The following is a 12079-nucleotide window of genomic DNA, read 5'->3' on the forward strand; positions in this document are numbered from 1 at the left end:
GCTATGAATGAATCTATCGGCGGCAAGGCAATCGGCGGCAAAGCGCGCGCCGCATCGCTTACTCCAGAGCGCCGTCGGGAGATCGCCCGCAATGCAGCGGCGGCCAAGGCAGAACTCGCCAAGCTGCCGAAGGCTACACACGAATCCGCCGATCACCCGCTGAGGATTGGCGACGCAGAAATCCCATGCTATGTGCTCGATGATGGAACCCGTGTTCTATCTCAACGCGGCATGGTTGCGGGGCTTGGCATGACCTACGGCTCCGGTCAGGGTGGTGCTGATCGGCTTACTGGTTTCGCTCTCGGAAAAGGCATATCCCCTTTTATAAACAAGGAGATACTGCCGCTGATCCAGAGCCCTATAAAGTTTCGTCACAGCTCTGGTGGTGGCGTGGCATATGGCTATCCAGCAACCTTGCTGGCGGACCTTTGCGACGCAGTGTTGGCAGCTCGAAAGGCAGGTGCGCTCCAAAAGCAACAGGAGCACATCGCCCAGCAGGCAGAAATTCTGGTCAGAGGTTTCGCGCGAGTCGGAATCATTGCGCTGGTTGATGAAGCGACGGGATACCAAAAGGAACGCGCGAAAGACGCACTCGCCGCCATCCTTGAGGCTTTTGTGGCTAAGGAACTCCAACCCTATATTAAAACCTTCCCACCAGAGTTCTACGAACAGATGTTTCGACTTCGGGGCCTGCCGTATCCTCCGGCACGCGCGTCTTACAAGCCTCAGTACTTCGGCGTTCTGACCAATGACGTCGTGTACAAGCGTGTTGCACCGGGATTGCTGCAGGAACTCAAGAAAGAAGCCGCGAAGGACGAACGCAAAGGCAAGCTCCATCAGCGCTTGACGCCTACAATTGGGCATCCGAAGTTGCGCGAGCATCTTGCGTCGGTGACAACCGTGATGAAGTTGAGCAAAGACTACGACGACTTCATCGACAAACTGGACACGGTACTGCCACGTTACGGCGAGACGGTCAAAATGGATCTGTAACCCCAGCCGCGATGCCCTCCGGCCTTTGTTGCATACCAATCCGGCATCTCCTGCGAAACCGCGATAGAAATAATAGAAATAAGGGGTCAGGTTCATTTAATTATGGTTTTAAATGGTTCACTTAATCCAGTTCCTGAAGTGAACCTGATTCAAGTCTGGTAGCTAAAAGGCCTATTTCGTGGTGGCCGGGCCCAGAATCCCTCCCGGTCGGCCGGCACTTGCAAGGACGCGTCGATTAAGGTTATTGCTTCACTGCCGACTGGCCCAAAATAAAGGGGGGGCTTATGCGGGGCACAGCGGAAGCGAAGGGACGCCTGTCCTGGTGGTTGGGGCGAGCGCTATGGGTTGCGGCATGGATGGTTCCAGCCATGTGCGTGCAGTCGGCGGAGGTGCCGTCGCACAGTTGCAATGATCTGATCGAGATGGCCACCGGTCATCCGGCGGGCCAACCCGGTCCCGGCATGAAAGACAGCGTACTGATCGACCTGTACGGGTCCGGACGCCGCGAGAAAATGGAACTGCCCGGTTCCGAAGAAGCTACGTGCCTCATCTGCTCAGGCAAGCCGGTCAGGCCATTCGTCGCTGATGACTACACGCACCTGGCGGCGCGCGCTGGCGGCCCGTCGCTGCAGCCGGGTGACTTCCTTGCGGAAATCCTGCCCCCGGATCGGCAGCGGGTGCTGGTGGACGGCGAACCGGAATTCGACAGCGGCACGTCAGGAGCCGTGATCCTGCGGCGGATTGGGGACGAGCAGGGGCAGCCGATCGTGATCCATTCCGGAGCGCGAGCCCCGGGGACCCTGGCCAGGTTGCCTTCTCTGCTCATGGCGCCAAGCGAACTGGACCGGTTCATCGGCACCTTGCTGGGCACGCGGAGCGAATTCGGCGGCGATACGCGAACCTGGGAGGGCGAGCGGTTCGCGCTGGGCGACGACAGCGACTGCAGGGCGGCCACGTTCGAGCCATTTCATGTACGGGTGGTGGGAGCCAAAGCCTCGTGGCGCGAACGCCATTTCGGCGCCCGTTTCGGCGCGTCGGTCGCGGCTGTCGCCGAGCCGGAGCGGGTCGTGCCCCTTGCAGTCGTCGATGCCGACACGATCGATCGGGCGCAGCTCACCGCGGGCTTGAATCCGCTGGGTTTCGACCAGCGACTGCTTCCACTGTTCAGGGCGATCGATCGCCAGTCAGCATCGATCCGCGCGGTTGTCGCGCAGTCGTTGAACGATGACGAGCGCCTCCGCCGGCTGACCTCCCTGAACCAGGAGACCCGCGACACGCTGGGCGAAGCATCCGTGCTGCTCGAAGGCCTGCGCGAATCGGCACGCATGCCCGATTTCCAGTCCTCCGCCACCTCGTGGCCGGCGGTCATCCGGTTGCTTGAGCAATCCATTTCAGGTTTGGACGAGCTGAGCGACAACGAGGTCGCTCCTGTGCTGCTGGCCGGCGACTCGGGGAGCGTGGTCAAGACGCTGTGGCTTCCTTCCTCCGGGCAAGCACAGACCACCGCTGTCTGCCGGCTCGATCCGATCGTCAGGCGCGTTCCTGCGCAAGTCATCCCGCTGCCGCTCCCGGGCGGCGTGCGCCCGATCAGCGTGGAAGGGCAGGCGCGCTTCTGGTTCACACCCGTGCCGGCCTTGCCGGGGAGCTATCGACTCGACACCTCGCTGCGCCTGGATGTCGGGCCCTTCCGGAAGCTCCACCGGCAGATGGCCGGCGAAGTCGTGGACCGGATGAAGGCGTTGGTGAACTCATCGTGCGAACAACGCATCTCGCTGCGCGAAACCGATCAGGCGGCGGGCCAGAACGGCGCGCTCTACCTGAAGGCCAATGTGCGCGAGGAGGCCTGGTGGTGCGGCTGGTACAAGTATCCGTGCGGCCTCAGCATCCATGGGACGAAAAGCTGCCGCAAGAACGTCAGGACGCGGCTGTTTTCTTTTACTAAGGCGGTCAGGCAGCAGGTGGAGACCGAAGTCGCCGGCACGACCGCCCGTTTCCGGATGGAAGGGGAGGGCATCGGTCAGCCGGTGCAGGCATCGTTCGACCTTGCCGGCATACCCGGCCTGACCTCGCTGATGACCATGGCCGGATTGCGGCCGATCCGTGCGTCCTTCGTCGAGTGGAACGCCGGACTCTGGCATGCCACGGAGCTGCGGGGCGAAATCGACCTCGATCCTGTGGTTGCCTGTGCAATCGCCGATCAACTGGGAAGAAACTGAGATGGGTATCGGAAAGCCGCTGTTGTGGGTCGGGCTTGGCATCTTGGCCGGATGCATGCAGGAGGACATCGGCTCGCGCCAGCATGCTCCGGTGCCTACGCCACCGCGCTGGGACGTCGTCGCCTACCGAGGCGGGACGTGCGCCTGCCCGAACGCCAAGCAATACTTCCTTGTCAACAAGGGCGACAAGCCGGCATCGATCGCGCTCGTCGAATACAAGAACTACATCGCCGAACCACGGCAGAAATCGACGGCACGCAAGTTCGAGGATGTATTGCCGGGTGATTCGGGCCGCAAGTTCCTGCAGTGCTCGCCAGACAACACGACCACCCACGTATGCGGCGTGGAGTACCAATGGCTGGTCGACGGCAACATTTTCAACCGGGACCGTATCATTCCGGTGACCTTACTCGAGGCTGGTCATTCGCTGCATACCGGCCTCGCCAATGCGATGGCCCGCACCGGTTTGGCCGGTACGGCGCGGGCCGATCTGCTGCGGCTGCGCTCAATGACAGAAGGGACCGCGGAAGCCACCGCGGGAACCTCCTGTGTGGATGCCTGCCGGGAGGGCAGCGCGCAATGCCTGCGCGTCTCCCTGGGCAATGCCGGCTCGGACCCCACGGTACGGATGGTTTCGCTGATCCGGGCCCGGGGGGAACAGGGCTACATCCCCGTCGAGACACTGCTCGATGCCCTGGGCCAGAAAGGCAATCCATGCGAACGCACAGGGTTGTCGGTCAGTCACGGCTTGCTGAGCAATTCCGGCCAGGCCTGCTATTGGACCGGCGGTCGCGACACGGCCTTCGAAGTGCAGTTGCAGATTCCGGAGACGCTCGCGGGTCACCTGGGCGGTTCCGCGGACGCAATGACGCTCACCTTCCCGCGGCCGGAACTCTACGGGCCGAGCCTGCACTTCGCATCCGCATCGCTCGATCAGCGTTTCGGTGGGCCAGTTTCCCGCGCAGAAGAAGTTCGTCTGCAGGAGAGTGGCGCGCCGGCGCCGTTTGTCGTGTTGTCCGGGCCGCAACGGTGCGTGGCCATCAAGGCCGGATCGGCGGGCAACAACAAAGAGGACGTCAACAACAAAGGGAACGTGGCCAATTAAATTTGGAGCAAATAGCAAAGGCGAAAATAGCGAAAATAGGGGTCCGAAAATAGGGGTCAGAGTGCACTTTCTTGAAGCGTGCGCAGTGAAAAGTCGACTCTGATCCCTGTTTTTGTTTTGGGTTCCGTGCCGGGCGCTATACGAATTGGCGATGACTGCACCGCGCGACTTGGGTGTGATGGACACAGTACGTGCAAAGCCGTGGCGCTGCCGTATCGTGGTGCATGCCAAGCCAGCGAAGGGACGCAAACAACGCAATCGTCAGGGCATGCCCTCACGCACCAAGAAGAGCAAGCAAAACGCGGCGCGCGAACGGGAGCCGTGGTTGCTCGTCGCCTCTCCGGCACTGTGTCACTTGAGCGCCCGACAACTGGTCGTGTTGTACGCGCGACGCATGCAGATCGAGTTGTCCTTCCGAGACCTTAAATCGCACCGCTACGGCCAAGCCTTTGAGGACAGCCTGACCCGCAAGGACAAGCGCATCGAGGTGTTGCTGCTACTCCACACGATGGCGGTCTTTGCCAGCTGGCTGGTCGGCATGTCCTGCGAAACGGCAGGCATCCACCAATGGTTGACGCCGTTTCGATCCAAACGACGGCTATACTCGAGCATGCGGCTTGGCCGTGAGGCACTGGTGCGACGATGGTCAAATGCCAGGCTCGCAGAACTCATGAGGCAGATACGAAAGCCAAGTCCGGCGCTGCTCGACCAGATGGCCGTGGCAGCATGAAAACGTGGGAAAACCTCAGCCTCCGTCCCGGTTTCGCCTGTCCCGGTTTCGCCCCGGTTTCGCCGTCCCGGTTTCGCCAAAAGGAACTAATTTCTGATAGCCGGGCAAAACCGTGGGCAGGTCTCTGTCCCCCGTTTTGGCCCCGGTGAAGGGCTGCAGTGAGCCTAAGGGAGCCGGCCGCCGCTGCGCCGGTTCTCGCCACCCCACCTAGGCAAGACCACCGCATCACGGCAAGATGCAGCGGACGATAGTCGGGGATCGGTCAGGGGAAGGGGCAGGGGAAGCTGGGCAGGTTCATTGAACCGCTTTGCTGCTCGACTGCGACAAATGGGGGACATGGCTCATCAGATTCACGAACCGTCTTCCGGGTCGGGCTCGGCCGTGCCGTCCTGATTGGCCACTTTCCGTTTCGATCGGCTCGATCGCGATGCAGGCATTCCGCAATCCCATCCACCGACAGGAGCTCCCATGCTGTTCAGTCAACCCAATTCATACCGGGGCAAGATTCCCCTGGAGTTGTACGTCGAATTGCAGAACAAGTTCCCGCAGGACGAGCTGGAGTCCGATCTGGCCTGGCTTCGACGCATAAAGAAAGATCCGTCGCTGTACCAGAAGATGTTCGGGACACCGCAGTTCAAGCTGGAGTTGATCCAGGCCGTGCAGCGCCGGGCGGCGATTGCAAAGATGGCCGCCGCCGGGGCGACGCGACAGGGAAAGGACTGGAAGGCGTGGTCTCCCGCTGCGCGTTATCAGGAGGATATGGCGCGTGAGGTCCAGAAGTCCGGCAAGCAACCGTCGGAGTATGCCAAGGAAGCCTACGCGCAGTTGCTGGAGCAGTTCGACGCCACGACTCCAGTCAACGGGAGCGTGTTCTGGAACGGCATCAACGAACTTGCCCTCATGAAGAAGATCGACAAGTGGAACAGCAGTGGGGAGATCTTCGGCCAGCTGGAGGCCACCACGGCCGCCCGCTATGTGAACAAGCAATTCGTGTGGGAGCCGGGCGGTGCTTTCGCCAACTACTTCACGAGTGTGTCCGGCAAACTCGGGCACGCGGCACGAGGGCATGTCACTGCAGTTTGCCGGTGTGGACTTCGCAACGATTCCATCCTGACCACGACCGAACTTCCGGCCATGGTCAAGTTGATGACTGACCAGATCAAGGCGAAGAAAGAGCCCGTCATCACCGATTTCACCATCGTCGTGATCGAGCCCATCCTGCTGCCGGACCAGCCGTACGCGATATACACCAACAACGATCTGGCGAAGGTCTCGATCGTCAGCCCGAAGCCGGGGAAGCGCATCAGTGGTCGAGACGATTGCAACGTGGACGGCCAGCTTTCCATCAGCAATCCCTTCCTTCAATACTACTGGGCTGCCCGGGGACGCCGGCCCGAAACCGCGGCTGTGACCAAGATCAAGGAAGACCTCAAGTCCCTGATCACGTGGCCGTGACTCGGGCGAGCGGAAACCGGGTAGGGACGGGGGAAGTTAAGAACGTCGGATTTAACTTTCTTCGTCCCGGTTTCGTGCGGTCCTGGTTTCATGCGGTTTCGGTGCCGTACAGAAGTACCTATTGAGGCATGTCCCCGTGACTGGACAGAAGCAGGATTTTTTTCATCATTATCGGGCAATGGATACGAGCATCCTGTTGGCTCGTTACCATGGCGGCGGGCTGTTGCCGGATGCCGAGGCCGCGTTGCTGGAGGTACTCGCGGACCGTGGCTGCGCCGTGGAAGCGTTGGAAGGCAGAGGCGCACCTGGGATCGCCACGTCACGGGTTGATGAAGTGGCCGATGCGTACTCGGTGTCAATAAAAGCGAAGCGATCGCTTCCCATGGCGTGGCGATGGCTCGAGATAAAAGTAGCGGCTTTCGCTTTACGGACTAGAGAACGGGGCCGCCTTCGGGAAACCTGGGCGCAGGTCGCTCGGTTCGGCCTGCTTGCGGCGTGCGTGTGGTCGGTGCAGCTAGCCACCTCGTTCGGCCTTGGGCTCTTCGTGGTAGCGAATGTTTTTTGCGACTCCGGTCCGTTGGCGAAGTGCTTTCACACGGGACTGAGCTTTCTTGAGGTCGGCGCGGCGGCCGATGTTCTGTTGATACCCGCCGCGGTTGCTCTGCTGTTTCCGAAGAAGTGGTCTGCCTGGTATCTCAAGGCAGTTCCCGTGCTTTCGTTGGCGGTATTCATTGCGGCCATCCACTGGTACCGCATACTTCCCACGTTCAGTGCGAAAGCAGCGGAGCTGAGCGCCTTGATCGCGTTCCTTGCTATCGCCTATCTGATCCTTTCACGGACAAAACCGGGCCCAGTAACTGAGGTTTCCCCACGAATCTCCTCGATCAATAAAGACAAATAAGAAGTCGGGTTAATTGCCCCATGTTTCTAAATGGACCTAGCCACTTTGTTGTAGATATCTGCTCCGGGTGATTGGCGTGAAATTCTATTGTTCTATGATCGTTTCCATCGTGGTCGATATTTTCGTCCCGGGCTGCTGGTGAACGGTCGGCCCGATCCCCGCTGACCTCGGACCCCTGTCCGCGCGGACGGTGTTTTTGTCCGCGGACAGTGCCGGCGCGACCGTGGGGCGCGGCCGCAGGCGTCTGGAACGTTATGTGCTTGGAGCACGGGACCTCGATACCGTGGAAGCACGCCCATGTTCGTCACACCGCCACTGCCGCCGCCAACCATCCCGGCCCCGGTCATCCGGGAGGATGTCCGCTACTACGTGATCGAGGGTCGAAGCGAATCCGAACTGGTTGCGCAGATGAACGCGAGGGGTAACCAGGATAAGGATGGCCGTTACTGGGGCTACACCTCCGCGGCGCAAGGGGTCGCAGCCCTAGCCGCACGCCGGAAAGCCATCTGCATCTGGTCGACCTCCTCGGCGGCTGGCCGGGCGCGTTGATTGCCCAGCAACAGTTCCGCCACAAGACGGAAGCGCACTTTTCAGTTCGCTTTCTGGGTGACCGTTGCGGTGAATCTGGCGGGCTGTGCCTGGCTGATCAAATCCGGCTTCGCAGCCGACCTGCTTCGATCGCCTGCAGGGTGACGGCGGCTGCCAAGAATAGTTGGATGCATCGCCGATCATTGCAAATCTATCGTTTTACGATATATTGCGATCTCCGGACGATAAGTGGAGAGCGGCGATGGGGAATCTTGCGGTGCTGGCGTTGCGGGTCGTGATCGCGATCGCCCTGGCGGGTTCGCTGGTGGTGCAGGGGGTGATCGCACCGCTGTTGTGGCAGGACCTGGAATCGGCGCGAGCGGACGTGCGGATTCCGCTGGTGGTGATCGTGATCCTGGGCGTGTTGACGATGCAGGTGACCGCGGTGTGCATCTGGCGACTGCTGACCATGGTCCGGCGCGGCACGGTGTTTTCGCTGGCGGCATTCCGTTACGTCGACGTCGTGATCGGCGCGATCGCCGCGGCCTCGGTGCTGACCTTCGGCATCGCGGTGGTGGCAGCGCACAGCAACCGGACCACGCCGGGCGACGAAATCGCTCCCGGCCTGGTGGCGATGGTCTGCGGCGCCTCGCTGGTGATCGGCGGCGTGGCGCTGATCGTGCTGGTGCTGCGGATGTTGCTCAAGCAGGCGGTGGCGCTGGATTCCCAGGCCAGGCATCTGCAGTCCGAACTGGACGAGGTGATCTGATGGCCATCGTGGTGGACATCGACGTCATGCTGGCCCGGCGCAAGATGGCCGTCGGCACGCTGGCCGAACGCATCGGCATCACCCCCGCGAACCTGGCGGTGTTGAAGAACGGACGGGCCAAGGCTGTTCGCCTGGCCACCCTGGATGCGCTGTGCCAGGCGCTGGACTGCCAGCCGGGTGACCTGCTGCGCTGGGAACCGGATGCCGCGCCCCTGCCGCAGCAGCAGTGAAGGCGTTCGCGTCGACCAGCGGCTGTGATCCGGCGGATCGGCCGGCGCCGAGCGGGTCGCGATTGCAGGCACGGACAAGGCGTTTGATGATGGACAGCATCGAACGCAGCGCATGTCGTGCGGGCGACATGGTCCAACGAACAGCGAAGGTCGGGAGGCAACGTGCATTTTCCTGTCGGAAGGTCTGCAGTCACGTCGGTGCTGATGCTGCCTTGCGTGGCGGCGTTGGCCCTGGCGCTGACCGCCTGCGGCGCGATGCCGGTGCGGGATCGCCTGGTGCCGGTGCGCGTCGACCATCATGTGCACGTGAACTCGCCGGCGATCCGCGACTTTCTGCCCGGCTATTGCAGGAGCGTCGAGCGTTATGGCGGCTGCGATCCGGCCATCACCGCGCCGTTGACGCCTGACGACTTGCTGAAGGCGATGGATCGTGCCGGTGTCCGGCGCGCGCTGGTGATGTCGACGGGCTACCTGGCCGAGAGCCCGATGATGGTGCCGCAACGCGCCGACGCCGCGGCGCTGCTGCGCGCCGCCAACGACTGGACCGTGAATCTTGCGCGCGAATCCGGTGGTCGCCTGGGCGCGTTCGTGGCCATCGATCCGCTCAGGCCCGACGCCCTGCCGGAGATCATGCGCTGGCGCGGCAACCCCGCCGTGACCGGCATCAAACTCCACCTCACGGCGTCCGGGGTGAGCCTTCGACGCGACCGCGACCTGGCGGCGTTGAGGGCGGTGTTCCACGCGGCGGCCGATGCCCGGCTGGCGATCATGATCCATCTGCGCACCGCAACCATGGACTACGGCGCGCGCGACGTGCAGCGATTCCTGGCTGACGTACTTCCCGCTGCCGGCGATACGCCGGTGCAGATTGCCCACGCGGGAGGTTGGGGCGGGCTGGACCAGGCCACGCTGTCCGCGCTGGGCGCGTTTGCCGATGCTTTCGACAAACACCCCGAAAGATTCAGGCACGTCTGGTTCGATCTTGCCGACGTGTGGAGGGACAACAGCAGCCCCGCCGACATGCAGGCGCTGGTGGCGCTGATCCGGCGCATCGGGCTGCGCCATTTCCTGCCTGCTTCGGACTGGCCGTTCAGCGGCGACCTTGCCGACTACTACAGCCGCCGATACCCGGAGCTGCCGCTGACCGCGACGGAATGGAAAACCCTGCGCAGCCAGGTGGCGCCGTACGCGAAGCGCTGAAGACGCCGGCGAACAATGGCCAGAGGCCCGATTCGATGCGAATCGTCGCTGGCCCTCCTGGCTGAAAGCGTATTCGGCGGTTCAGGGGACCAGACGAACGGAGCTGCACGCGATGCAAGGGAACGGATGCAGCAGGCTGCGCAGGCATCCGGTCACTGCTTCGGCGACGGGCCGAAACGCTCGATCAGGAAGTCGATGACGGTGCGCAGCTTGGCGGTGGGATGCAGGTTCTGCGGATAGATCAGGTACATCGGCGAGGGTGCCAGCGACCACTCGGGCAGTACCGGCAGCAGGCGCCCGGTGGCCAGGTCATCGGCCAGCACTGCCTCGGGCTGGAGCACGATGCCGATGCCGTTCAGCGCAGCGACGCGCAAGGCATCGCCCTGGTTCGCCGTGAAGCGGCCCCGCACGGCGACGTTGCAGGTGGCTCCGCCGGGCCCGACCAGTCGCCAGAGGTCGTGCCGTCGCCAGTACGACAGGCCCAGGCATTCGTGCGCAGCCAGTTGCTGCGGATGATCGAGCTGGCCATGTCGCGCCAGGTAGGCCGGTGCCGCGGCCAGGCGTCGACGGTAGGGCTGCAGCGGGCGGGCGACCAGGCCGGGCTCGTTGATGTCGCCAATGTGGATGCCCAGCTCGAAGCCTTCGTCGACGAGGCTGGGACGACCATTGTCCAGCGTCAGTTCGACGCCGACTTCGGGATAGCGCGCCATGTATTCGCTCAGCGCCGGCACCAGGCTGTGGCTGCCGAAACTCACCGGCGACACCAGCCGCAGGCGGCCGCGCGGGCTGGATTGCAATTCCGACGCGCTGGCCTCGGCCAGTTCCACGTCGGCCAGCGCCTGCTTGCAGCGCTCGTAGTAAAGCCTGCCCACGTCGGAGAGCTGTTGCCGGCGGGTGGTGCGGTGGAGCAGGCGTGCGCCCAGTCGATCCTCGATGGCGCGCACGTGCTTGGCGACCATGGTGGGCGAGACCCGGCTGAGCTCGGCGGCGGCAGTGAAACTGCCGCTTTCCACCACCCGGACGAACATTTCCATGCCGGCCAGCTTGTTCATGATTGACAACCTGAAGGTTTGAAATGGGTCAAATCATGGCATGTTTATCAAGTTGCAAGCAGGGCGCACCATGGCGGCCGCCTCGATCCGGGGCCTCATCGGAGAACACCATGCCCACCTTGCACCTCGAAATGCTGCCCGGCCGCACCGTGGAACAGAAGCGCGCCTTCGTGCGCGAAGTGACCCGCGCCACCGCCGAGACGCTGGCCTGTCCGCCGGAAAGCGTGGATATTCTGATCAGCGAAGTGCCGCGCGACGGCTGGGCCAAGGCCGGCAAGTTGATGGTGGATGCGTGAGGCCGGCGAGCGGAGGATCGACATGAGCGAACACGAAGCGCCCTGGCACGCGCACATCTACTGCACGCCCGGAACGCGTGCCGCGGCCGAGGCCATGCGGCGTGACCTGATCGACCGCATGGGCTCGGGTGCGATCCCCCGGCTGCTCTTCGTCGGGCAGCTCAAGGACGGCAAGGCCGGCCCGCATCCGATCCCGCAGTTTGAGATCCACTACACCGGAGAAGCACTGCCGGCCATCCTCAAGCTGATCGAAGCCTCCGGCCTGACCGCGCTGGTCCATCCGCTCACCGATGACGACCTGGCCGACCACACGACGCTGGCGCACTGGATCGGCACGCCGATCGAACTCGACCTGAGCACGCTCGATCCGCCGGGCATCAACCAGGGTGTCGCGCGTTTCGCCAGGTCGGACTTCTGAGGCCGGGGAACGTTTGGCAGTCGTCGTGCCTGCATCTCCGGAAACTTTCACCCGATCCCGCCACGGCGGATCACCGGGACAGTTTTCAGGTGGGCGATGAACAACGGTGTCTGCCTCGCCTCGATTCGGGGGTGGGCAACGGCTCTGCGTTGCCTCGACCCGGGCATCCATGCCCTCCCCATCCCT

Annotated in this window: 14 protein-coding genes; 13 read left to right on the forward strand and 1 reads right to left on the reverse strand. The window is 62.9% G+C overall.

Annotation, left to right across the window (positions count from 1 at the left end; all coding sequences use genetic code 11):
• The first annotated feature begins 3 nt into the window (after positions 1–3).
• The 11 genes from AC3A56_RS08810 to AC3A56_RS08860 all read left to right on the forward strand — a co-directional run bounded on the left by AC3A56_RS08810 (position 4) and on the right by AC3A56_RS08860 (position 10127).
• Entirely contained in the window at positions 4–993 is a 990-nt protein-coding gene (locus AC3A56_RS08810) for a P63C domain-containing protein (protein WP_487770071.1), read from the forward strand.
• 368 nt (positions 994–1361) lie between these two features.
• Complete coding sequence (locus AC3A56_RS08815) at positions 1362–3209, forward strand: hypothetical protein (protein WP_487770072.1); 1848 nt, start codon at positions 1362–1364, stop codon at positions 3207–3209.
• 1 nt (position 3210) lies between these two features.
• Entirely contained in the window at positions 3211–4314 is a 1104-nt protein-coding gene (locus AC3A56_RS08820) for a hypothetical protein (RefSeq protein WP_487770073.1), read from the forward strand.
• A 151-nt stretch (positions 4315–4465) separates the two neighbouring features.
• Positions 4466–5044, forward strand: a complete 579-nt coding sequence (locus tag AC3A56_RS08825; RefSeq protein ID WP_487770074.1) for a transposase — start codon at positions 4466–4468, stop codon at positions 5042–5044.
• A 468-nt stretch (positions 5045–5512) separates the two neighbouring features.
• Positions 5513–6499 carry a hypothetical protein gene (locus AC3A56_RS08830; protein ID WP_487770075.1) on the forward strand — a complete coding sequence of 329 codons (987 nt, stop codon included), beginning with the start codon at positions 5513–5515 and terminating at the stop codon, positions 6497–6499.
• Positions 6500–6635: 136 nt separating this feature from the next.
• Positions 6636–7400 (forward strand): hypothetical protein, encoded by a 765-nt coding sequence (locus AC3A56_RS08835; protein WP_487770076.1) that lies wholly within the window; start codon positions 6636–6638, stop codon positions 7398–7400.
• Positions 7401–7697: 297 nt separating this feature from the next.
• Complete coding sequence (locus AC3A56_RS08840; protein ID WP_487770077.1) at positions 7698–7949, forward strand: hypothetical protein; 252 nt, start codon at positions 7698–7700, stop codon at positions 7947–7949.
• Entirely contained in the window at positions 7913–8227 is a 315-nt protein-coding gene (locus AC3A56_RS08845) for a DUF1294 domain-containing protein (RefSeq protein WP_487770288.1), read from the forward strand. The genes AC3A56_RS08840 and AC3A56_RS08845 overlap by 37 nt, the downstream gene beginning before the upstream one ends.
• A complete protein-coding gene (locus AC3A56_RS08850) occupies positions 8191–8697 on the forward strand; it encodes a DUF2975 domain-containing protein (protein ID WP_056718330.1) in 507 nt (168 codons plus the stop codon). The genes AC3A56_RS08845 and AC3A56_RS08850 overlap by 37 nt, the downstream gene beginning before the upstream one ends.
• Positions 8697–8927, forward strand: coding sequence for a helix-turn-helix domain-containing protein (locus AC3A56_RS08855; RefSeq protein WP_056718331.1), 231 nt, complete (start codon positions 8697–8699; stop codon positions 8925–8927). Before AC3A56_RS08850 ends, AC3A56_RS08855 begins: the two co-directional genes overlap by 1 nt.
• A gap of 204 nt (positions 8928–9131) precedes the next feature.
• Positions 9132–10127 (forward strand): amidohydrolase family protein, encoded by a 996-nt coding sequence (locus AC3A56_RS08860; protein ID WP_487770289.1) that lies wholly within the window; start codon positions 9132–9134, stop codon positions 10125–10127.
• 152 nt (positions 10128–10279) lie between these two features.
• On the opposite strand, the gene AC3A56_RS08865 is transcribed toward AC3A56_RS08860, so the two are convergent.
• Entirely contained in the window at positions 10280–11179 is a 900-nt protein-coding gene (locus AC3A56_RS08865) for a LysR family transcriptional regulator (RefSeq protein WP_487770078.1), read from the reverse strand.
• 110 nt (positions 11180–11289) lie between these two features.
• Here AC3A56_RS08865 and AC3A56_RS08870 point away from each other — a divergent pair, with 110 nt between their 5' ends.
• Complete coding sequence (locus tag AC3A56_RS08870; RefSeq protein ID WP_056718334.1) at positions 11290–11475, forward strand: 4-oxalocrotonate tautomerase; 186 nt, start codon at positions 11290–11292, stop codon at positions 11473–11475.
• Positions 11476–11497: 22 nt separating this feature from the next.
• Positions 11498–11893, forward strand: coding sequence for a DOPA 4,5-dioxygenase family protein (locus AC3A56_RS08875; RefSeq protein WP_487770079.1), 396 nt, complete (start codon positions 11498–11500; stop codon positions 11891–11893).
• Positions 11894–12079 lie beyond the last annotated feature (186 nt).

It is taken from the genome of Rhodanobacter sp. Soil_C_14 (assembly GCF_057657335.1).

Bases quoted from the DNA above. Each gene is read 5' to 3' on its own strand.
- AC3A56_RS08840 (WP_487770077.1), top strand. From the start codon at position 7,698: ATGTTCGTCACACCGCCACTGCCGCCGCCAACCATCCCGGCCCCGGTC.
- AC3A56_RS08810 (WP_487770071.1), top strand. From the start codon at position 4: ATGAATGAATCTATCGGCGGCAAGGCAATCGGCGGCAAAGCGCGCGCC.
- AC3A56_RS08865 (WP_487770078.1), bottom strand. From the start codon at position 11,179: ATGAACAAGCTGGCCGGCATGGAAATGTTCGTCCGGGTGGTGGAAAGC.
- AC3A56_RS08875 (WP_487770079.1), top strand. From the start codon at position 11,498: ATGAGCGAACACGAAGCGCCCTGGCACGCGCACATCTACTGCACGCCC.
- AC3A56_RS08860 (WP_487770289.1), top strand. From the start codon at position 9,132: ATGCTGCCTTGCGTGGCGGCGTTGGCCCTGGCGCTGACCGCCTGCGGC.
- AC3A56_RS08820 (WP_487770073.1), top strand. From the start codon at position 3,211: ATGGGTATCGGAAAGCCGCTGTTGTGGGTCGGGCTTGGCATCTTGGCC.
- AC3A56_RS08850 (WP_056718330.1), top strand. From the start codon at position 8,191: ATGGGGAATCTTGCGGTGCTGGCGTTGCGGGTCGTGATCGCGATCGCC.
- AC3A56_RS08870 (WP_056718334.1), top strand. From the start codon at position 11,290: ATGCCCACCTTGCACCTCGAAATGCTGCCCGGCCGCACCGTGGAACAG.
- AC3A56_RS08825 (WP_487770074.1), top strand. From the start codon at position 4,466: ATGACTGCACCGCGCGACTTGGGTGTGATGGACACAGTACGTGCAAAG.
- AC3A56_RS08830 (WP_487770075.1), top strand. From the start codon at position 5,513: ATGCTGTTCAGTCAACCCAATTCATACCGGGGCAAGATTCCCCTGGAG.
- AC3A56_RS08815 (WP_487770072.1), top strand. From the start codon at position 1,362: ATGTGCGTGCAGTCGGCGGAGGTGCCGTCGCACAGTTGCAATGATCTG.
- AC3A56_RS08855 (WP_056718331.1), top strand. From the start codon at position 8,697: ATGGCCATCGTGGTGGACATCGACGTCATGCTGGCCCGGCGCAAGATG.